The organism is Nitrobacter sp. MLSD-S21, from assembly GCF_058809865.1.
Window position 1 is genome coordinate 216,012 of sequence record NZ_JBXASZ010000004.1, and the last position, 19,720, is coordinate 235,731.

At 62.5% G+C, this 19,720-nt stretch carries 17 protein-coding genes; 4 read left to right on the forward strand and 13 right to left on the reverse strand.

What is annotated here, in order from left to right:
• Positions 1-44: 44 nt before the first annotated feature.
• From panE to ggt, 3 genes are all read right to left on the reverse strand, one after another.
• The gene (gene panE / locus AC1RT6_RS14310) at positions 45-965 is read right to left on the reverse strand and encodes a 2-dehydropantoate 2-reductase (protein ID WP_079445242.1); all 921 of its coding nucleotides are present in this window, start codon (positions 963-965) and stop codon (positions 45-47) included.
• A gap of 121 nt (positions 966-1,086) precedes the next feature.
• Complete coding sequence (locus tag AC1RT6_RS14315; protein ID WP_079445243.1) at positions 1,087-1,683, reverse strand: DUF2239 family protein; 597 nt, start codon at positions 1,681-1,683, stop codon at positions 1,087-1,089.
• Between the two features lie 114 nt (positions 1,684-1,797).
• On the reverse strand, positions 1,798-3,555 hold the full coding sequence (ggt, locus tag AC1RT6_RS14320) for a gamma-glutamyltransferase (protein ID WP_079445244.1): 1,758 nt from the start codon (positions 3,553-3,555) through the stop codon (positions 1,798-1,800).
• A 106-nt stretch (positions 3,556-3,661) separates the two neighbouring features.
• Here ggt and AC1RT6_RS14325 point away from each other — a divergent pair, with 106 nt between their 5' ends.
• Positions 3,662-5,050: an MFS transporter gene (locus AC1RT6_RS14325; RefSeq protein WP_079445245.1), complete on the forward strand. Its 1,389-nt coding sequence runs from the start codon at positions 3,662-3,664 to the stop codon at positions 5,048-5,050.
• A gap of 15 nt (positions 5,051-5,065) precedes the next feature.
• On the opposite strand, the gene AC1RT6_RS14330 is transcribed toward AC1RT6_RS14325, so the two are convergent.
• From AC1RT6_RS14330 to AC1RT6_RS14345, 4 genes are all read right to left on the reverse strand, one after another.
• Complete coding sequence (locus AC1RT6_RS14330; protein ID WP_079445295.1) at positions 5,066-5,722, reverse strand: c-type cytochrome; 657 nt, start codon at positions 5,720-5,722, stop codon at positions 5,066-5,068.
• Positions 5,723-5,878: 156 nt separating this feature from the next.
• Positions 5,879-7,471, reverse strand: coding sequence for a bifunctional phosphoribosylaminoimidazolecarboxamide formyltransferase/IMP cyclohydrolase (purH, locus tag AC1RT6_RS14335; protein ID WP_472791043.1), 1,593 nt, complete (start codon positions 7,469-7,471; stop codon positions 5,879-5,881).
• A 193-nt stretch (positions 7,472-7,664) separates the two neighbouring features.
• A complete protein-coding gene (locus AC1RT6_RS14340; protein WP_079445296.1) occupies positions 7,665-9,419 on the reverse strand; it encodes a heparinase II/III family protein in 1,755 nt (584 codons plus the stop codon).
• A gap of 127 nt (positions 9,420-9,546) precedes the next feature.
• Entirely contained in the window at positions 9,547-10,899 is a 1,353-nt protein-coding gene (locus tag AC1RT6_RS14345) for an RsmB/NOP family class I SAM-dependent RNA methyltransferase (protein ID WP_079445247.1), read from the reverse strand.
• 190 nt (positions 10,900-11,089) lie between these two features.
• Between AC1RT6_RS14345 and AC1RT6_RS14350 the strand changes: the two genes are divergently transcribed.
• Both AC1RT6_RS14350 and AC1RT6_RS14355 read left to right on the forward strand, forming a co-directional pair.
• Positions 11,090-11,299 (forward strand): DUF1674 domain-containing protein, encoded by a 210-nt coding sequence (locus AC1RT6_RS14350; RefSeq protein ID WP_472791042.1) that lies wholly within the window; start codon positions 11,090-11,092, stop codon positions 11,297-11,299.
• Between the two features lie 73 nt (positions 11,300-11,372).
• The gene (locus AC1RT6_RS14355; protein ID WP_079445248.1) at positions 11,373-11,945 is read left to right on the forward strand and encodes a thermonuclease family protein; all 573 of its coding nucleotides are present in this window, start codon (positions 11,373-11,375) and stop codon (positions 11,943-11,945) included.
• An 80-nt stretch (positions 11,946-12,025) separates the two neighbouring features.
• Here the strand turns inward: AC1RT6_RS14355 and pyrE are convergent, their stop codons facing one another.
• From pyrE to AC1RT6_RS14375, 4 genes are all read right to left on the reverse strand, one after another.
• The gene (gene pyrE, locus AC1RT6_RS14360; RefSeq protein WP_079445298.1) at positions 12,026-12,589 is read right to left on the reverse strand and encodes an orotate phosphoribosyltransferase; all 564 of its coding nucleotides are present in this window, start codon (positions 12,587-12,589) and stop codon (positions 12,026-12,028) included.
• A 152-nt stretch (positions 12,590-12,741) separates the two neighbouring features.
• Positions 12,742-13,260, reverse strand: a complete 519-nt coding sequence (locus AC1RT6_RS14365) for a L,D-transpeptidase (RefSeq protein ID WP_079445249.1) — start codon at positions 13,258-13,260, stop codon at positions 12,742-12,744.
• An 88-nt stretch (positions 13,261-13,348) separates the two neighbouring features.
• Positions 13,349-14,980 carry a lysine--tRNA ligase gene (locus tag AC1RT6_RS14370; RefSeq protein WP_087881087.1) on the reverse strand — a complete coding sequence of 544 codons (1,632 nt, stop codon included), beginning with the start codon at positions 14,978-14,980 and terminating at the stop codon, positions 13,349-13,351.
• 56 nt (positions 14,981-15,036) lie between these two features.
• Positions 15,037-15,945: a transporter substrate-binding domain-containing protein gene (locus AC1RT6_RS14375; RefSeq protein ID WP_079445251.1), complete on the reverse strand. Its 909-nt coding sequence runs from the start codon at positions 15,943-15,945 to the stop codon at positions 15,037-15,039.
• Positions 15,946-16,023: 78 nt separating this feature from the next.
• Here AC1RT6_RS14375 and AC1RT6_RS14380 point away from each other — a divergent pair, with 78 nt between their 5' ends.
• A complete protein-coding gene (locus tag AC1RT6_RS14380; protein WP_472791040.1) occupies positions 16,024-18,060 on the forward strand; it encodes a glycosyltransferase in 2,037 nt (678 codons plus the stop codon).
• Here the strand turns inward: AC1RT6_RS14380 and AC1RT6_RS14385 are convergent.
• Complete coding sequence (locus tag AC1RT6_RS14385; protein WP_079445252.1) at positions 18,051-18,647, reverse strand: SCO family protein; 597 nt, start codon at positions 18,645-18,647, stop codon at positions 18,051-18,053. The genes AC1RT6_RS14380 and AC1RT6_RS14385 overlap by 10 nt on opposite strands.
• Positions 18,648-19,008: 361 nt before the next feature.
• A complete protein-coding gene (locus AC1RT6_RS14390; RefSeq protein WP_079445299.1) occupies positions 19,009-19,467 on the reverse strand; it encodes a hypothetical protein in 459 nt (152 codons plus the stop codon).
• Positions 19,468-19,720 lie beyond the last annotated feature (253 nt).

Sequence of the window (19,720 nt, forward strand, 5' to 3'; positions counted from 1 at the left end):
GATCTGGATTTTTGAAGACGGCGGGGCGGTCGCGGATGCGGCAATCATTCCCGCTGGTTCTCGTACGCCTTCAAATGCGTATAGATGGTGCGAAGTTTCGGTATCGGCAGCTTTGCGGCCTCGGCTCGGGTGATGAGATCGCCGATGATATGATCGGCTTCGACCCGCGCGCCGGCCTCGATATCGCGGAACATGGATGCGGTCAGCGGCGATCCCTTCGCCGTCAGCATTGCGGATGCGCTGCTCAGGAAATCTTCGCGCGGCGCGTGACCTGCCGCGCTCGCAAGAGCGGCAACTTCGGCCAGCACGGCAAGGATGAAATCGTGTCCGCCAGGTGCGGCGACGATCTGGCCGATGGATGCGCGCATCATGCAGGTCGTGCCGGCGAGCGTCGCTAAAAACACCCACTTTTCCCACATGTCCTGAATGATGGTTTCGGATGCCTGTGCTCCGCAACTGGCGCCGGCGAAAGCTTCGGCTATCACCCGAACGCGTTCGCTTGTGCCGCCGTTGCGCTCGCCGAAACGGAGCGACTGCATTGGCGCGAGGTGGACGACTTCGCGCTTCTCGTTGAGCGTGACCGCGAGCGAACACAGGCCGCCGAGCACGCGCTCGCGGTCGAATGTTGCGTCGAGCATCTCCAGGTGCCGCATCCCGTTGAGCAGCGGGAGGGTCGCCGTGCGCGGCCCCGCCGCCGGCGCGAACGATGTGATCGCGCCTTCGAGATCAAACGCCTTGCAGCTCAGCAGAACCAGATCGAATGTCTGCTTCAAGCCAGTAGCCTGGACTGTCGGCGGATTGCGGAGCGTCAACTCGCCGTGCGGACTCTTGATGACAAGACCGGTGCTTGCCAGCTCAGCGGCGCGTTTGGGACGCACCAGGAAGGTCACATCCTGACCCGCCTGCAGCAGCCTGCCGCCGAAATAGCCACCGGTCGCGCCGGCCCCGACAACGAGAATGCGCATCGCTCTTTTCTGTTTTGCCTTTTAAGTTTCTTCGACACAGGTTCGCGGGGCGCAAGGCTCGTTCCTGTTTCGTCAGATCAGCCGCTCGATCTTCTGTTTGCGCCAGACCATGGAGCGAATGTCAAATCCGCTCCACCAGTTTGACGATGTGATCACGGATGTCGTCTGGCCAGCCGGCGATCAGGGCTGCTAGCCGCCGCCGGTCGTTGGCGAACAGCGCGCGTGCGGCTTCCTCGAAGTTTGCAAAATCGCCCGCCATCGCAGACATGAAGTAATAGGCAGCGTCGCGTGCCGCGCGGCTGCGATCCTTGTCGCTATTTGCGCGGCGCGCCTCGTCGACCAGCTTGCGCAAGGCGACCGACGCCCCGCCGGGTTGCGCGCTCAGCCACTCCCAGTGCCGCGGCAATAGCGTCACCTCGCGCGCGACCACGCCGAGTTTCGGCCGGCCGCGGCCGCGCGGTTCGCCCGGTTTGGAGGCCCCGCTGGCTTCGGTCGTTTCCACCGACAAGGTCTGCCGCAGGCGAGCCGCGATCTCGTCGTCGGACCCACGCAAATCGAGGTCGATCGGGCGCCCGGTTTCGTCGCTGTAGATTGCGATCGGAGCGGTCGTGCGCGTGCCTGCGTGTTTGACGGCGAGCGCGACTTCGGTGAGCGGGCCAGATGCGATCCGCCGCTGGCCCTCGAAAGCGGTAAAACAGGAGGTGTGATCATGCATCATCGGAGGTGTCCGGCCGCGGGTTGGCTGGTATTTATTACCCGGATATAATTAATCCGTCAATATTACCCGGATAAATATTACGAGCCATATCGTTCGGCTCCAGACGGGTGCGCCTCAATATCCTACAGCATGCGAGCCGCGGGTACGCGGGTCGGGCGCACCGAACAATCCGTCCGGGGTGATGGCGATGGAGTTGGCCGAAGTCTGTCCCATCGGCACGACAACGGTGTGGCCTCGCGCCTGCAATCCCGCAATGATGCCATCGGGGAATCCGTGTTCGGCGCGGACCTCGTCCGGCAACCACTGATGGTGCAGCCGAGGCGCCTGGACCGCGGCTGCAATGTTCATATCGTAGTCGAGCACGTTGACGATCACCTGAAGGACCGTGGAGACGATGCGGCTGCCGCCGGGCGATCCCGTCACCAGCACCGGCTTTCCGTCCTTCAGAACGATCGTCGGAGTCATTGAAGACAGTGGTCGCTTGCCGGGGCCGGGCAGGTTGGCCTCGAATCCGACCAGCCCGAAGGCGTTCGCTGCGCCCGGCGCGGCGGTAAAATCGTCAAGCTCATTGTTGAGCAGGACGCCGGTGCCATCTGCCACAAGTCCGACGCCGTAGCTGAAATTCAGCGTATAGGTGTTGCTGACCACATTGCCGAAGGCGTCGGCCACGGAAAAATGCGTGGTGTTGTCCCCCTCGCGCTGCGGCCGCACGGGCACGGCGGCCGCAGGCGTTGCATGCATCATGTCGATCGACGCGCGCTGTTTTGTTGCATAGTCCTTCGCCAGCAGGGTTTGGATCGGGGCGTTGACAAAAGCGGGATCGCCGAGATAGCGGGCGCGGTCCGCATAAGCGCGCTTCATCGCCTCGACCAGCACGTGCAGCGAATCCAGCGATCCCTGATGCAGATCGCGCATCGCGAAGCCTTCGAGGATGTTCAGCGATTCGAGCAGCACAGTGCCGCCCGACGAGGATAACGGCGTCGAAACGACGTCGTAGCCCCGGTACCTGCCACGCACCGGCTCTCGGATCAGCGGCCGATAGGACTTGAGGTCTTCAAGCGTGATAATGCCGCCGGCTGCGTCGATCGCTCTCACCAGGTTCGAGGCCACCGAGCCTTCATAGAATCCTTGCGGTCCGCGATCGGCGATTGCGGTCAGGGTCGCGGCCAGATCGGTTTGGACGAGCCGGTCGCCCTCGCGCAGCGGAGTGCCATCAGGGTGCGCGAAAATCTTCATCGAGGACGGCCAACGCACAAAACGGTCATGCGATTGCGACAGCGTATCGGCGTTGTCGTCGGCGATTTCGAGTCCGTCGCGCGCCAGCGTGATCGCAGGCTTGAGAAGACGGGCGAGGGTGAACTTGCCCGAGCCGTATTTGTCGAGCGCCAGCGTGAGCCCCGCGACGGTGCCGGGCACGCCGATGCCGAGCGCGGAATCGCGCGACTTCGCAGGGTCGGGCGCGCCGTCTGCGCCCAGGAAGATGTCGCGTCTGATCGCATCCGGTGCGGTCTCGCGATAGTCGATGGCGATGTCGCGTCTGGAATCGGCGAGGTGTATCAGCATGAACCCGCCGCCGCCGATGTTTCCGGCGCGCGGGTAAGTGACCGCGAGGGCGAAGCCGGTCGCGACCGCTGCGTCGACCGCATTACCGCCCTGCGCGAGCACCTCCGCCCCGATCTTGGCCGCGAGCCGCTCCTGCGCCACCACCATGCCGTGTTTGGCGGCAACCGGACGGCTCACATCGGAGGTCGCGGCCGGAGCTGTGCCGCGTGCATCCTGCGCGACCGCGGGCCATGACAGCGGTGCAAATGCTACGATCACGCAGAAGGCGATCACGGAAAAAATGGACCGACGCGGCTCGCGGTGGATCATCCATTCGGTTCCGGATCTGGAGGAGTCGCTCTGTTGATGGGAGCAATGCTATAGGAACTCAGGCGCAAGGTCAGACGCCCACATGATTCGACACAACATATCGGGCATGACGGTGACGACAGCCTTACCGGCGGCCAGGGCGAATCTCGGAGAGGGCTATGCCTCTCGCGCCGCCATTGCCAGCTGGATCATGTTCGACTGGGCGGCGCAGCCCTATTTCACGCTGATTACGACCTTCGTATTCGCGCCGTATTTCGCGACTTTCGTGGCGGCGACACCGGCCGAGGGGCAATCGCTTTGGGGATTTGCGACCGGCGCGGCTGGCATCGTGATCGCGCTCGCCTCGCCGGTGCTGGGCGCCATCGCCGACGCCAGCGGCCGGCGCAAGCCGTGGATCGCGGCCTTCGGCGCGCTATTGGTCATCGGCTCCAGCCTGATGTGGATCGGCAAGCCCGGTGACGCCAGCCTGATCCTGCCGCTGTTGATCGCCTACGGCATCGCTACCGTCGGCGTCGAATTCGCCACCGTGTTCAACAATGCGATGATGCCGTCGCTGGTGCCGCCGCACAAGATCGGTCGCCTGTCGGGGACCGGATGGGCCACCGGCTATATCGGCGGCATCCTCAGCCTGATCCTGGTGCTGGGTTTCCTCGCCGCCAATCCCGCCACCGGCAAGACGCTGTTCGGCATGACGCCGTTGTTCGGTCTCGATCCCGCAACCCACCAGGGCGATCGCATCACAGGCCCGCTGACGGGCCTCTGGTTCGTCGTCTTCGTCCTGCCGATGTTTTTGCTGACACCGGATTTCCCGGCCAAGCGTCCGGTGCGAGCGGCGCTGCGCGAAGGGTTGATCGAGTTGCGCGGCACGCTCCGCGAATTGCCGAAACGACCGTCGCTGGCGATCTTCCTGCTCGCCAACATGATCTACACCGACGGGCTGGTGTCGCTGTTCGCGTTCGGCGGGATCTATGCCGCAGGCACCTTCGGCTGGCATACCATCGAGATCGGAACGTTCGGGATACTGCTGGCGATAGCCGGCGCGCTCGGCGCGTGGATCGGCGGCAAGCTCGACGACCGGGTGGGTCCGAAATTCGTCATCGCCGCGAGCATGACTGTTTTATTGTTGGCGATCGTGGCGATCCTGATGGTCGACAAGGATTCGATCCTGTTCGTGAAGGTCGCGCCGCCCGTGCCCGGCGGCGGGTTGTTCGCAGCACCCGCGGAAAAAGCCTATCTCATCCTCGGCTGTCTGATTGGCGGCGCCGGCGGTCCATTGCAGGCGGCCTCGCGCACGTTGCTGATCCGGCTGGCGCCGAAGGATCGCATTGCGCAGTTTTTCGGATTGTTCGCGCTGACCGGAAAGGTAACGTCGTTCGTTGGCCCGCTGCTGGTCGGCTTCATCACCGCGATCACCGCTAGCCAGAAGGCGGGCATGGCGGTGCTGGTGTTGTTCTTCGTCGCGGGGCTTGCACTGCTGTCGCGCGTGCGGGAGTAACCGCCTGCATGCGGATCATGGCCTGGATTCCGGAGTCGGGGCCGGTGCTGCCACAGGCAAACTCTCGTAATACGCGGCCACGCTTTTGATTTGATCGTCGGTCAGCTTGTTTGCGACATTGGCCATCACCCCCATGGGATCGACCTTGCGATCACCGGCTTTCCACGACCGGAGTGCTTTCTCGATATAAAGTGCTGATTGTCCCGCGAGGCGGGGAAAGTTCGCTCCCGCGTCAAGGCCCGCTGCACCGTGGCACTGTCCGCAACCGGGCAAGTCGTTCGAGGGATCGCCGGTCGCGGCAATCTTCGCTCCGGCCGCGATCACGGCTTGATCAGCGGGAGCGGTTTCGGGCTTCGGTGTCGTCATGCCCGCATAGTAGTTGGCCAGCGCCTTTCTTTCGTCGTTGGACAGATCCGATGCGATCATCAGCATGACACGGTTCTTGCGCGCGCCGTTATTGAAACCATCGAGCTGACGTTCAAGGTATTCCGCATTGAGACCAGCAAGGCGTGGAATGCCCCTTGCCGGCTGGCCCTCTCCATTCCGGCCGTGACACGGTGTGCAGGTTGTCGCTCTGCCCGGCGGCTTGGTGATAACCTCACCGTTGCCCGCGAGCACGGGTAGCGACGACACGCCCAGCAGCAGAAGCGCTCCGCCTATCACCGGTCTCATCCGTTCTGCCCGCATCCATCTCAACGTGTAGTATCTCGCTTTAAAGCGGGATGAGGAAAAGTGTGAAGCGGTTTTCCGCTCGCATCCCGCTTCTCAGAATACTGGAATCGATCACGTTCATGATTTTGGATCGATTCGATTCAAAATCATCGTGATCTAATGATGGAAATGCCTGATGCCGGTGAACACCATGGCGATGCCGTGCTCGTCGGCGGCCTTGATCACCTCTTCGTCGCGCATGGAACCGCCGGGTTGAATGACCGCGGTGGCGCCGGCCTCGACGCAGGCGAGCATTCCGTCGGCGAATGGGAAGAACGCATCCGACGCCACGACCGAGCCTTTGGTCAGCGGCTCGGTGAGGTTCAGCTCGCGCGCCGCATCTTCCGCCTTGCGTGCTGCGATGCGCGCGGAATCGACGCGGCTCATCTGTCCCGCGCCAATGCCAACGGTGGCCAGATCCCTGGCATAGACAATGGTGTTTGACTTGACGTGCTTCGCGACGCGGAAAGCAAAGCGCAGGTCGCGCATCTCAGCCTCGGTCGGCGCGCGCTTGGTTGCGACCTTGAGCGACATGTCGTCGACAACAGCGTTGTCGCGACCCTGCACTAAAAGTCCGCCAGCGACGGTCTTCGCGGTCAGGCCGCGCGCGCGCGGATCGGGCAGGCTACCGGCCAGCAGCAACCGCAGGTTTTTGCGCTTACCGATGATCGCAATCGCTTCCTCGGTCGCATCGGGCGCGATGATGACTTCAGTGAAGATGCCGGCTACCGCATTGGCGGCGTCGGCGTCGATCGTGCGATTGAACGCGATAATGCCGCCAAAGGCCGAAGTCTGGTCGCAAGCGAGCGCTTTGCGATAGGCCTCGGTGAGGCTTGAGCCTTCAGCGACGCCGCAGGGGTTCGCATGCTTAACGATGACGCAGGCCGCGGTGCGCGCCGCGTCAAATTCGGCGACGCATTCATAGGCCGCGTCGGTGTCGTTAATGTTGTTGTAGGATAATTCCTTGCCCTGCAATTGCCGCGCGGTGGAGACGCCGGCGCGCCGCTCCGGCGTGCGGTAGAATGCGGCGGTCTGGTGCGGGTTCTCTCCGTAACGCAACGTCTGCGCGAGACGTCCGCCGACGGCGCGATAGTCGGGGGCATCGGTCTCAAGCCGCAGCGCGAACCAGTTGGAGATCGCGGCATCATAGGCGGCGGTCCGGGCGTAAGCTTTCGCGGCGAGGCGCTTGCGCAAGCTCAACGTGGTCGCACCCGCGTTGGCGTTGAGCTCGTCGAGCACCGCCTGATAATCCTGCGGTTCGACCACGACCGCGACGTCATCATGGTTTTTCGCGGCGGCGCGGATCATCGCGGGGCCGCCGATGTCGATATTCTCGACGCAGTCCTCGTAAGCAGCGCCTTTGTCGACCGTCGACTCGAACGGATAGAGATTGACGACCAGCAGGTCGATCGGAACGATGCCGTGGTCCTTCATGGCTTTTGCATGATCGGCATGGTCGCGGATGGCGAGCAGGCCGCCGTGTACCTTTGGATGCAGCGTCTTGACCCTGCCGTCCATCATTTCCGGAAAGCCCGTCAGGTCGGAGACGTCGCTGACCTTCAATCCTGCCGCTGCGATCGCCTTGGCGGTGCCGCCGGTCGACACCAGATCAATGCCAAGGCTGGCAAGCGCGCGGGCGAACTCGGTCAAGCCGGTCTTGTCGGAAACGGAAAGCAATGCGCGGGTCACGCGGCGCGGTCGGTCGGTCATGATTGTCGATCCTGGAAGGTCATAGCGTTTTCGAGCGAGGAGGGTATCGGTTCGCGTCAAGAAAACGCGTCAAAACGGAAGCCCGGTGCCGACTTTGATTCCATCAAAGCCGACAACTTTAGCGCAGCCGGTTAGCATGAATTTGCCGGTGATGAAACCGGCCTGCTCTGGCAAGGCCGCCGGCACATTTCGTCTACAGCGGCAATTCCGGTTCGCGCCGCGCATTACGGCGGGCGTTGGTGACCGCGGCCGACGTCGTCGAACGCACGAAACCCCAACGCACTCGGGGGACTTCCCGGGCATTCTGGTGAATCACGATCTGTGCGGACCGTCGCGGACCGTCGTTGCCGGCGAGAAAAACGCTGTCTTCGAGCTCGACCCGGTCGTCGGCCGCTTCGAACGTCCAGACCTCGCGGTTTGGCAAAACCAGCATCACGGCATGCGCATCATCGAGGCGGCTGGCCTTGACGGACGGATGCAGGTGAAAACGCAATGCGTAACGAATCTGGCCGCCTTTGATGCGGCCGCCCGGGGCAGGCGCTAGCATGTCCTCGCCCTCCAGCCGCGAGCCGTCCGGTGCCATCGTCAGCACACGGCGATGGATCAGACCAAACCGGGCGAGATAGCCGTCATGCGAAGCCGTCAGCCGCTCGCCGTCGTCATTGGTTTCGCGAAAAGTTTCGACGTGGGCCGGACCGCTGACAATCGGCGCCCCCTGGAGCAGCCGCTTCATCGCCGATTGTTCGACGAACTGGCACGAGGATGTTTGATGGCAGACCAGTGTGGAATGCGCTGCTGTCGAGCGCGCGAAGACGCGCCATGTCTCGCGGCTGGTCGAGGACATTCCGCAATTCGTGACGACCCGGTTCAAGCCGGAAGACAGCTCGAACGACAGGCAGCCGGCATGCGCTTCCTCGCTGAGGTTCGGTGGTGGCGGCGGACCGGCATCGACGATCAGGATTGTCGCGCCGGCGTCGATCCGCTGGAAGCCCGTGTGCGGCATGCTGGCCATCGGTATGCCGCGGGTGTCGTCATAGGCCAGGAGCGTCGCCAAAAGGTCGGACGGTGTGCTGCTCATGCCGTTGAACAGCGCAAAGCCGCCGTCGCCGTGACGGAAGAAGCGCAGCATCGGCATCACGCGGTCGATGGCGTTCAGCAGCGCCGGCGGCGGTGCGATGTTGCGCGCGGCGAAGGTTTGCCGGAGCGGCAGCAGGTCGATCAGCAGTTCGATTAAAGCTCCCGGATTGCGCGAGACATGTCCGCCGTCGGGCAGGATTTGCCGCCGCAATTCCTCGGAGAGCTTGCGGGTCGCGTTGCGGATGGTGCGGGCCTGGTTGGCAAGACACAGCGAGGCGTAGCACAGCGCGATCAGAACCTGCAGCCGTGACACGCCGTCAGGCGCGTCGTGCAGGCCGAAACGTAACAGACGGATGTCGCGGGCAAGCGCGCGCAGATAGCGGCGGTAGAATTTTCCATCCGCATCGCCGAGCACAAGCGGGGCCTGCGACAGCAGCGAGATCACGCGCCTCGACATGACGTCGGCGCGCCGACCTACGGGCCGCCTGCGCGTGGGATTCGAGATCCAGTCTTCCATCAGCGATCGCGCATTGGCGCGCGTAATCGCCGTATCGGCGGCGCGGAGATGCCGCAGCCAGCCGAAGCCGAGCAGGGCGGCTTCCCAATCCTCGGACGGCGGTTCGAGGTCGAAAATGGAGCGGGAGTGACAGGTGACGATCTTGCCCGCGAATACGAAGCGGCCCGCATAAATTTCGGCGGCGCGGGTGGCGTCGGCCGTACGAAGGTCGTGTGGTGCGATGGTCAGGCGGTCGGCGCGGCCGGGCCATAGCCGCGAAAGCGCCGCAGGCCCGTCGCTGGCGCGCGCAATCGTCCGACGAGCGAAACGGCGGACGATCAGAATTGAAATGCGTCTGCGATGAGCGACCGACACGCGCGCCTTCGGTGTGAGGATTCTCGCGAATCCCTTTGCAGTGATGAGGACTGAGTCCTTGTAATCCGGAAAGGCCGGCAACGCACCATCTTGAAATGCCGCGAATCTCTCGCCCTTGCTTTGCGAATCAGGACTTGGTCAATCGTGCCGCATAGAAGCCGTCTAGTCCGCCCAGCGTGGGATCATCGTGTGGCAGATGGCAGGGCAGAGTGCGCAGATCCCCCGCGGGCGTCACGATATCAGACAGTCCGGCCACTTCGGCGTCGCTGACTGGCACGCGCCGGATGCCTGGTTCGGATGCAAGCAGCGTGGCAACGACCTGTTCGCCCTCCTCGGGTTCCAGCGAGCAGGTGCAATAGACCAGTGTTCCGCCGGGCTTGAGCAGTGTGATCGCCTTTTTCAGCAGCCTTTGTTGCAGGGTGGTCAGCGCCGCGATATCCGATTCTTGCTTGAGCCAGGCCACGTCCGGATGACGGCGGATGGTGCCGGTTGCGGAGCAGGGCGCATCGACGAGCACGCCGTCGAAGCCGTCGCTGGCGACATCATCGTGCCAGTCGATGGCATCGGCGACGAGCGACCGTGCGTTCAGCGATAGACGGCCAAGATTCTCGCGTAGCCGCGCTACCCGATTTGGTGATCGGTCGATCGCGGTTACGTCTGCACCGGCCTGCGCGAGTTGGGCTGTCTTGCCGCCCGGCGCCGCGCAGAGGTCGATGACCCGCCGTCCGGCGACATCGCCGAACAGTCGCGCGGGCAGCGCGGCGGCGGCGTCCTGTACCCACCATTGCCCCTCGGAGAATCCTGGCAGCATCGTCACCGGACCTTGCAGCGAGGTGCGAACGGTCCCAGTCGGCAAGGCCTCGCCGTGCAATCGTGTCGCCCAATGTGCCGCGTCGGCTTTGATGGTGAGATCGAGGGCGGGCTCGTGGTTGATCGCGTCGGCAATCGCTTTCGCGGTGCTTTCACCGTAGTGTCCGCACCAACGCGCCAATAGCCATGGCGGGATATCAAGCGACTCGGAACGGACCTCATCGATCAGGGACTGGCCTTCGCGCGCGCAGCGGCGGAGCACCGCGTTGACAAGTCCGGCATATTTCGCCGCGCGGCGGTCGGATTGCACCAGCCGTACTGACAGATCGACAGCGGCATGATCCGGCACGTCCATCCAGAGAATCTGCGCCGCGCCGATCAAAAGCGCGCTTTGCGCGCGCGGCGCATCGGTCGGAATACCGCGATCGAGCAACCGCGACAGCAAATGGCCGAGGGTTCCGAGCCGGCGCAGGATCGTCGCCACCAGACGCCGCATCAAGGCACGGTCGCGGTCGGCAAGCGATTTCAGCGCGGGATGCGCGGTGGGACCCTCGAGCTGTTCATCGAGGGTGCGACGCTTATGAAGGACGCCGTCGAGGATATCCGCTGCGATGCGCCGGGCCGCAAGGCCCGGAGCCTCGGTCGGCGGTGCGAATCTGGTGGACGGCATGAGGCAGGCACATCGCTTAAGGGGATCAGGGGATGGCGGACGCATCTGCTGTGCGTCCGTCGCGGCGGATCCAGACTTATGACATGCGAATAAGCCAAATATAAGAATCGCCACCATCTTCACGCATTTGCATGATCTGTGGAAACGGTTTCATACGCTTCCGCTTCGTCTCGCTGACCGGAGAATGTGCATGACCGACGAGCCGTCCGCGTCGCTGCGGAGCGCAGAGATGGACCCGCGCAAGTCGCCGACGCCGGCGGCTCAGCGCGCGCTTGCCGAGGCTCGCCGCGCCGCGCAGACCGATGCATCTGCATGGGTTAAAGAGGTTTTGGGGCCGAAGGGTCCCGAACCGACGCGGTTCGGCGATTGGGAACGCAACGGCATCGCATCGGATTTCTGAGCGGCGCGCTTTTTCCTCCTGCCACCGCTTGCGTGGGCTTGCCGGGTGACCCGACTCGCTCTATGCTAGGAATATGTACCCATACACCAGAATAAATGCATTGCCCGGGCCGCGCTGGCGCCACCGATTGTCGCCGGTTCTGCCCTGGATATTCATTGTGGGCGTGGTGGCCGGAACCATGCTCCCGATCCGAAGCTGGATTGGCTGGCCGCAGGTCGTTGACTCCCAAACGCCGACGGAGACGCGGGCGATCTGGGCTCGCGCCGCTGGTTCGGCGGGACGGCACCAGGTCGACGTGATCAGGACGATCGATGGCGATACCTTCGAGGCGCTGGTTCATTTGTGGCCCGGCCTCGATATGACGACGCGGGTGCGGCTACGCGGCATCGACACAGCGGAAATGAAGGCCTCATGTTCCGAGGAATTTCGGCTAGCGAAAGCCGCCAGCGCCCGGCTGCGGGATCTGCTCGGCGAGGGCGGCGTCACGATCGCCAATATCGGCCCCGACAAATATAACGGACGGGTGGTTGCCGATGCCGCGACGGCGCGAACCTCCGACATCGCAGCGGCGATGGTAGCGAGCGGTCTTGCCCGCGCCTATCATGGCGGTCATCGCGAAAGCTGGTGCAACAGCGTGAGCCGGTAATCACCGCAAAAAAAGCCGCGTGAGCCGCGGCTTTTTTTGTGTGTAACGATTCGCTGCCGCGTTGTGATCGCCTCAGAAGCTTAAGAATCCAGGAATTCGCTCGCGGTGAACAGGGAGTCGAATTCAATATTTCTCCCTTTATAAACGGCCACGGCCCCCTCGCCTCTGTCGACGATCGATAACACCATCGCGACTTCGGCGCCTGCAGCTTGGGCGGCCGACACCGCGATCATGGCTGACTCGCCGCTTGTCGTGACGTCTTCCAGGATGACCACCTTCTTGCCGGAGAGGCCGCCGTTGGGAACCCCTTCGATGAGCTTTTGGGTTCCGTGTTTTTTGACTTCTTTCCGAACGAAGAAGCCGGGAAGCGGTTCATTCTTGATGTGGCTGAGAAGGCTAACGGTCGAAATCAGCGGGACCGCTCCCATCTCCAATCCACCGATAAAATCTATGCTCTTGCCGAAAAGGCGAGCGAGAATGAGTTCGGACAGCGCATGGGCTCCTTCGGGAAACAACATCGTCGGCTTCATATCGAAGTAAAACGTGCTGCTTTTCCCGGAAGACAATTTGATGTCGCCGCGACCGAACGATCGGGCCTTGATAATCTCAAAAGCCCTTTGGCGGACTTTGCTGTCTTCAGCCATGGCTTCGGGCTCAGTCGATGTGGCGAATTGACGGGCCATCGTGTCCTATCAGCGTATGGGAAAGAAGCCGGTCTATACGCTCAACCAGTCGCCGTGACAATGATTCCTCAGATAGTAGACCGATGTCGAGCATATTCGCGACTCGTCGCGATCTATTGTTGCGTTACCACCACGGGCGTGCCGACTGACACGCGCCGGTAGAGATCGTCAATGTCGTTATTGTACATGCGGATGCAGCCGTATGACACGAAGCGGCCGATCGTCCCCGGCCGGTTGGTGCCGTGAATGGCGTATTGCCCGCCGCCGGAGAGCGTCATCGCTGCGACGCCCATCGGATTCGCAGGCGAACCGCCAGCGATCACGTCCGCGATTTTCGGATTGTCGCGTTTTACATCGTCCGGGGGCGCCCATGCCGGGTCGCGATACTTGCCCTCGATGCTCGCGGTGCCTGTCCATTGCTTGCCGGCTTTGCCGACGCCAACGGGATATCGCAGCGCGCGATTCGAATCGATGATCAGATACAGCCGGCGCTCGTTGGTTTTCACGACGATGGTACCGGGCGCATAGTCGCCCTGATAGCCGACCATATCAGGCCGCGCTTCGGCTGATGGGATGCCGGAAAAGCCCATTGTGATCATGGCGGCAAACACCGCCGCAACCCGCCTCAACATTTTTCGCTCCAATCCGCTTCAAAACGAGTCCGCTTCAGAAAAAGTCCTGCTTCAAATCTGTTTGCAAATGAGCGGAGGGAGAAAGATGCTAACCCGCCCGCGCCAAGGTGCCGTCTATCATCGCGATGGCATTCTGCGCGCCGTAGACCGCGACGAACGAGCCGAAGCGCGGTCCCTTCTCCTGACCCAGCAACACCTGATAGAGCATATTGAACCAGTCGAGCGAGACGCCGGGCCGTCCGTCCTTGGCGAGCTTTTTGTGGTTGAGAAAAGGTTCGCGGCGGCCGATCTCGTAGACCGTGTTCTGGATGTCTTCTGCCGAGACGTCTGCGGGCAGTTGTGACAACGCATCGCGCAGGTCTTGCAAGGCGGCTCGTTCGCTCGCGGTCGGCTCGCGGAACGTTTTGGTCGGTGCCACGAAATCGCGGTAATAGTTGATGGCATAGCCGACCAATGCATCAAGCTTCGGATGGGTGGTCGGCGTGACGCCCGGCCGATAGCGGCCGATGAAACCCCACAGGGTTTCGGCATTCTCCGCGTTCGAGGACGAGACCAGCGTCAGCAGCAACTGGAACGTGACCGGCATGTCGGCCGCGGGCGGATGGCCGGCATGAATATGCCACACCGGATTGACCAGCTGCTGCCTCGCATCCTGACGCGGATAACCTTCGAGGAACTGCTGATAGTCGTCGACGTTGCGTGGGATCACGTCGAAATGCAGCCGCTTCGCCGCCTTCGGTTCGCGGTACATGAACAGCGACAGCGATTCCGGCGAGGCGTAGCGCAGCCACTCGTCGATGGTCAGCCCATTGCCCTTCGACTTGGAAATCTTCTGGCCCTTGTCGTCGAGGAACAGTTCGTAGTTGAAGCCTTCCGGAGGCGTGCCCCCGAGCGCCGAACAGATTTTGCCCGACAGTTTGACCGAATCGATCAGGTCCTTGCCGGCCATCTCGTAATCGACGCCGAGCGCGGTCCAGCGCATCGCCCAGTCCGGCTTCCATTGCAATTTGCAATGCCCGCCGGTGACGGGGACTGTGACCCGCTCTCCGGTTTCGGGGTCGTCGTAGGAAACCGTGCCGGCTGCCGCGTCGTGCGCGACAATCGGCACCTGCAGCACCGCGCCGGTGCGCGGGCAAATGGGCAGAAACGGCGAATAGCTCGCCGCGCGTTCCTCGCGCAAGGATGGCAGCATGATCGCCATCACCTTGTCGATGTTTTCAAGCACCTTCAGAAGTGTCGCATCGAAGCGGCCCGACGTGTAGTAGGCGGTCGAACTGGCGAACTCGTAGTCGAAACCAAAGGTGTCGAGGAAAGCGCGCAGCCGGGCGTTGTTGTGCTCGCCGAAGCTCGGATGAGTGCCGAAGGGATCGCGGACTTTCGTCAGCGGCTTGCCGAGATCCAGCGCCAGCAGCTCTTTGTTGGGCACATTGTCCGGCACTTTGCGCAAGCCGTCCATGTCGTCGGAAAACGCCAGCAGCCGTGTCTTGATTTTGTCTTCGGTCAGCACGCGAAAGGCGTGACGCACCATCGTGGTGCGCGCGACCTCGCCGAAGGTGCCGATATGCGGCAGGCCGGAGGGGCCGTAGCCTGTCTCGAACAGCACCTCATCCTTCGGCGCCTTCTTCAGGCGAGCGACGATCGCCTTGGCCTGTTCGAACGGCCACGCATTAGATTGATCGGCGAGTTCACGAAGATCGCTCGCTGATGGGACGTCAGACATTCTGCTCTCCATGGCGCGGCGTCTTCCGCTGCGCCACATTTTTTCAGGATCGTGCTCTAAAACGGACTGACGGAAAAATACCGCAGCCACAGATCGGTATACCGGCCTTTCTCCCAGATCCGGAATAGCGCCCAGTTCAGTGTCTGGCGCAGCACGTCATTGCCCTTTTTCACAGCAATGCCGATGCCCTCGCCGAAATAGCGGCTCTCGATAAAGGGGCCGCCGCTGAATGCGCAGCAGCTTTCCGAATCGGTGCCGTTGATCCAGAACGCCAGTGAGATGGCGTCACCGAAAATAAAGTCGACTTCGTTCCGGCGCAGCGCCTGCCGCAGCGTCTCGTCGTTCGGATAGCCGTGGAGTTCGGCGTCGGTGAAGAAAACCTTGAGGTAGGCCTCGTGCGCGGATCCCCCGATGACGCCAACCTTCTTACCCTCGAGATACTCCGGGCGCACCTCGGCCATGACGACGTCGCGCCGTGACACGAAGCGGGCAGGCGTTCGATAGTAAGGGTCGGTGAAATCCACACGCTTGCGTAATTCCGGAGTGACCGCGAGAGAGGCGATGATGGCATCGCCCCGGTTACTGGAAAGCGCGTCCACCAGCGTCTCGAATCGCCGCATCTGTACCGTGCAGGTGACCTTGATCTCCTCGCACAGGGTGCGCGCCAGATCGACATTGAAGCCGGCCGGGTTGCCGTCGGGACCGGTATAGTTGAAGGGCGGATAGTCGGTTTCCGTCAAAAAGCGAATCACGGTGAGGCGGGACAGATCGGGCCGGTCCGGACGGTGGCGCGGATCCCAGAAGCCCGGCACGGCCTGCGGCGCGACGGTTGCGGTCTGCGCGCGCGCGCAGCCGGTCGCTGCTCCGGCAACCAATATCCAGCCGGCGGCGAGCAAACAACCCAGCGTGGCCGCGCCGCGGCGGATCAATCTTTCGTTGTCGGAAACTGTAATCTGTGGTTGCATTGACGGGGGCTTTTCGAACGGAGGGTTTTATAGACCATCCGGAACGGGATGCGAGTATCGTTTGCGTGGGGACGCGACTTGCCGGGGCGGAATCGTGTAGAGGATGGCGGCCGGGCCGACGCGCTCCGCCGTGCTGTGCCTGAGAGTTCGGCGCTTGCTCCCGGCTTCATTTGCATCCCGCGGTCGAGCAACGATAACTGGTTGGGCGACCCCGAGCCCGGTCCGGCGAGCGAACTGGATTGCCTGCGGCATGTTCTCGCTCCGGCGCTGCTGAGCGCTGCCGAGGCGCGCGGCCGGGAAGTGGGCACCGGCGCGGACCAAGCGCTGATCCGGTCGGGCGTCATTGATAAAGACGCTTATCTGCAAGCACTTTCCTTTCAAACCGGTCTTGCGATCGAGACGTTCGCCGAGATTTCCCGCTCCGATTGCCCCTTGCCCGATCGTTACTTATCCCGCGTCGCACAACACGGGCTGCTTCCGCTGCGCCAGCGAGGACAGTTGCTTTGGGTTGTCGCGCCGCGCGGGTTCACGGTACGGCGACTCTGCCGTCTCGCCGCCGCCTATCCATCTTTACGCGACCGGGTCCTGCTGACATCGAAGCAAAACCTCGATCACTTTCTGCTGCGGCAGGAGGCGGGCGACGCGCTCGGCCGCTCCGCCGCCAATGCGCTCGGCCGACGATTCCCGGCCCTGTCCGCTGCGCCGGCTGCCGACGACACCTCCCGCGGACGCCGGCTGCGCACAATGCGACGGCTTGCTCAGACTGTCCTCCTGAGCGTTATGATGACGCTGACGCCGACGGTCGTCCCGGACATCTGGAGCAGCGCGCTGGCGCTGTGGTTCCTCGCATTTATCGGCTTGCGGCTCGCGGCCAGCTTGACGCCGCGGCGCTCGGTCCGGAGCCCGCCACGCATTCCCGATAATTGTTTGCCGGTCTACACGGTGATTGCGGCGCTTTATCGCGAGGCCTCATCGGTCGCGTCGCTCTTACAAGCCATCGGAGCCTTGGACTACCCGCGCGAAAAGCTCGACGTTATCATCGTGATCGAGCTTGACGATCTCGAAACCCGCGCCGCTCTGGCAAGACTTGGGCCGATGCCGCAAGTCCAGGTCCTGCTCGCTCCGGCGGAAGGGCCGCGCACCAAACCGAAGGCGTTGAACTGCGCGCTGCCGTTCGCGCGCGGCAGCTTCACCGCCGTATTCGATGCCGAAGATCGTCCTGATCCCGGCCAGTTACGCGCCGCGCTCGATGCCTTCCGTACTCAAGGCGTCGATGTCGCCTGCGTGCAGGCCAGCCTTTGCATCGAAAACCAGTCGGACAGCTGGCTCTCGCGCATGTTTGCCGCCGAATATGCCGGACAGTTCGACGTCTTCCTTCCCGGGCTCGCGTCCTTCGGCGTGCCGCTGCCGCTCGGCGGATCGTCGAACCACTTCCGCACCGCGGTCCTTCGCGAGGTGGGCGCCTGGGATGCTTACAACGTCACCGAGGATGCCGACCTCGGCTTTCGGCTGGCGCGCTTCGGCTATCGATCGAGCACCTTCGCGTCGACGACTTTCGAGGAGGCGCCGGCGCGTTTCGGCGGATGGTTGCGCCAGCGCTCGCGCTGGATGAAGGGTTGGATGCAGACCTGGAGCGTGCATATGCGCCGGCCCCGGCGGTTATGGAAGGACGCGGGCGCAAAGGGGTTTTTCACGCTGAATGCCATCATCGGGGGCAACGTGCTGACGGCGCTGACCTTTCCGATCCTCGTCGTCGATATGACGTTGCGCTTGCTGGCGGATGCCGGCGCCATCAGCGGCGGATTTGCCACGGGCGCGGTCACGCCGCTGCATCTGACCACAATCGCCGCCGGCTTCGTCTCCACGATCGTGGTTGGCCTGATGGGCCTTGCGCGGCGCGGGCAGTTGCATCAGGGCTGGATCCTGGCGTTGACGCCGATCTATTGGGCTTGTCTTTCGATTGCGGCGTGGCGCGCGCTGTATCAACTGCTGAGCGAACCATATAAATGGGAAAAGACCGAGCATGGCCTTTCCCCGCAAATCCGATCAGCCGCCGCCTCGCGGATGCTCGTCCCCCGCGACACGGCTGCGCAACGGTGGCAGCGCTACAGATAACGCTTGAGATCGGCGGCGGCCGCTTCAGCCGAACGTTTGAGATCGAACGGCGAGACGAAGCGGCCCTCGCGATCCATCAGATAGATCAGCGCCGTGTGATCCATCGAATAGGCACCATCCTTCAGCGGGACTTTTTTTGCGTAAACCCGAAAGGCGGCCAGGGCTTTCTGGACAGCCGCCGGATCGCCGGTCAAGCCTTTCAGATGTGGGTCGAAGCTGGAAAGATAGCTTGCCATCGTTTCCTGCGTATCGCGTTCCGGATCGACCGTGACGAAATAGGCGTTGATGCGGTCGGCGTCCGGCCCCATCGCCCGCAACACCTCCGACATCTCGAACAGCGAGGTCGGGCAGACGTCGGGGCAGTGGGTATAGCCGAAGAAAATAATTGTCGGCCTGCCGACCATGCTCTTTTCGGTGACAGTCTGACCGGTCTGGTCGGTCAGTTTGAATGGGCCGCCGCCGATCGACGTTGCGGTGCGCGTGCCGGCGAACCCGCCGAGCAGCCAGAGCACCACCGTGAGACCGACGACGAGACTACCGGCGAAGGCCGCAAACAGGATCAGCGGACGGGCGAATCTATTTGACATCGGGTATCCTTGGTATCGCGCCTTCCGAAGGCCGCGTCCTCGCTATCAAGCCTTCGTAACTTGCGGAAAAGCCTAGAGCATTTTCGCTTCTGACGAATCAGAGGCGAAGCTCTAGATTGTTGTTTGACGCGTTTTCTTCACGCGAACAGGTCACCACTTCGCTCGAAAACGCTATGGAAGCGGGCGGCGAGGCCGGAAGCGTGCGTCGCGAAGACCCAGTGGTTCCGTAGCGCGCCCACAGCGCCCTGCCGACACGGCGAGGCTTCAGATAAGGCCAGTCTCGCCCTTAAGGCAAGCGCAACCGGGTGCGATCACGTGGTGATGAATTGGCCACTTTTGACGATGAATTGGCAATGTCAGATCAGCGCGCCGACGATGCCTGCGCGTCAAGGTAGCATGGACGATACATGTCAGCGAGTTGGCGGCCACGAAGAAAGATCATGCGCCGCGTCAAACCACCGCGCTCTTTGATCCAGCGCTGGATTGCGGAAGGGTACATCGAATACAGCATAAGGGTCGCCTCGGAATTGGTGACGGCGCGGCCGTTCGATCCGAGATCCCAAGCGGCATGAAACCCGAGAGCAGCGTGGGACGTCACGCAAATCTTGTCATGCGGGACCGTACCGAGAACGATGGTGCAAGCTGATGCACATAGACCGTCGATGATGACGGACTGGCCAGAATTGCGAACGGCCTCATATTTATCAAGATAGGTTCCGATCCGGCCGCCCCGATCCTCTCCGATCCGAACCACGGCATGACTTGCAGCAACATGTCCCAGCAGGAATATCACTGCAAGCAATCCCGTCACGACCCTCATCATCTGCCCCGTGTCGATTTCGAATCGGCGGTGATCTTTGTGCGACTCCAAGTCCGTAGCCTCTGGTGAGATTGGCGTTTTGTCCAGATCGCCTTGATCACTCAAATAAGATTCGAATTCAGTGTTGCCGACGCGCTGCACTTACCCGAGCGTGTTCGGCTTAAACCCAGGTCGCGTGAAGAAATGCTTGATCAATTTGCTCGGATACCGAGGCAAAACCAGTATCTACTTTTTCTCACGCCGCTCGAACGGG

Bases quoted from the DNA above. Each gene is read 5' to 3' on its own strand.
- panE (WP_079445242.1), bottom strand. From the start codon at position 965: ATGCGCATTCTCGTTGTCGGGGCCGGCGCGACCGGTGGCTATTTCGGC.
- AC1RT6_RS14315 (WP_079445243.1), bottom strand. From the start codon at position 1,683: ATGATGCATGATCACACCTCCTGTTTTACCGCTTTCGAGGGCCAGCGG.
- ggt (WP_079445244.1), bottom strand. From the start codon at position 3,555: ATGATCCACCGCGAGCCGCGTCGGTCCATTTTTTCCGTGATCGCCTTC.
- AC1RT6_RS14325 (WP_079445245.1), top strand. From the start codon at position 3,662: ATGACGGTGACGACAGCCTTACCGGCGGCCAGGGCGAATCTCGGAGAG.
- AC1RT6_RS14330 (WP_079445295.1), bottom strand. From the start codon at position 5,722: ATGAGACCGGTGATAGGCGGAGCGCTTCTGCTGCTGGGCGTGTCGTCG.
- purH (WP_472791043.1), bottom strand. From the start codon at position 7,471: ATGACCGACCGACCGCGCCGCGTGACCCGCGCATTGCTTTCCGTTTCC.
- AC1RT6_RS14345 (WP_079445247.1), bottom strand. From the start codon at position 10,899: ATGCCGTCCACCAGATTCGCACCGCCGACCGAGGCTCCGGGCCTTGCG.
- AC1RT6_RS14350 (WP_472791042.1), top strand. From the start codon at position 11,090: ATGACCGACGAGCCGTCCGCGTCGCTGCGGAGCGCAGAGATGGACCCG.
- AC1RT6_RS14355 (WP_079445248.1), top strand. From the start codon at position 11,373: ATGTACCCATACACCAGAATAAATGCATTGCCCGGGCCGCGCTGGCGC.
- pyrE (WP_079445298.1), bottom strand. From the start codon at position 12,589: ATGGCTGAAGACAGCAAAGTCCGCCAAAGGGCTTTTGAGATTATCAAG.
- AC1RT6_RS14365 (WP_079445249.1), bottom strand. From the start codon at position 13,260: ATGTTGAGGCGGGTTGCGGCGGTGTTTGCCGCCATGATCACAATGGGC.
- AC1RT6_RS14370 (WP_087881087.1), bottom strand. From the start codon at position 14,980: ATGTCTGACGTCCCATCAGCGAGCGATCTTCGTGAACTCGCCGATCAA.
- AC1RT6_RS14375 (WP_079445251.1), bottom strand. From the start codon at position 15,945: ATGCAACCACAGATTACAGTTTCCGACAACGAAAGATTGATCCGCCGC.
- AC1RT6_RS14385 (WP_079445252.1), bottom strand. From the start codon at position 18,647: ATGTCAAATAGATTCGCCCGTCCGCTGATCCTGTTTGCGGCCTTCGCC.
- AC1RT6_RS14390 (WP_079445299.1), bottom strand. From the start codon at position 19,467: ATGAGGGTCGTGACGGGATTGCTTGCAGTGATATTCCTGCTGGGACAT.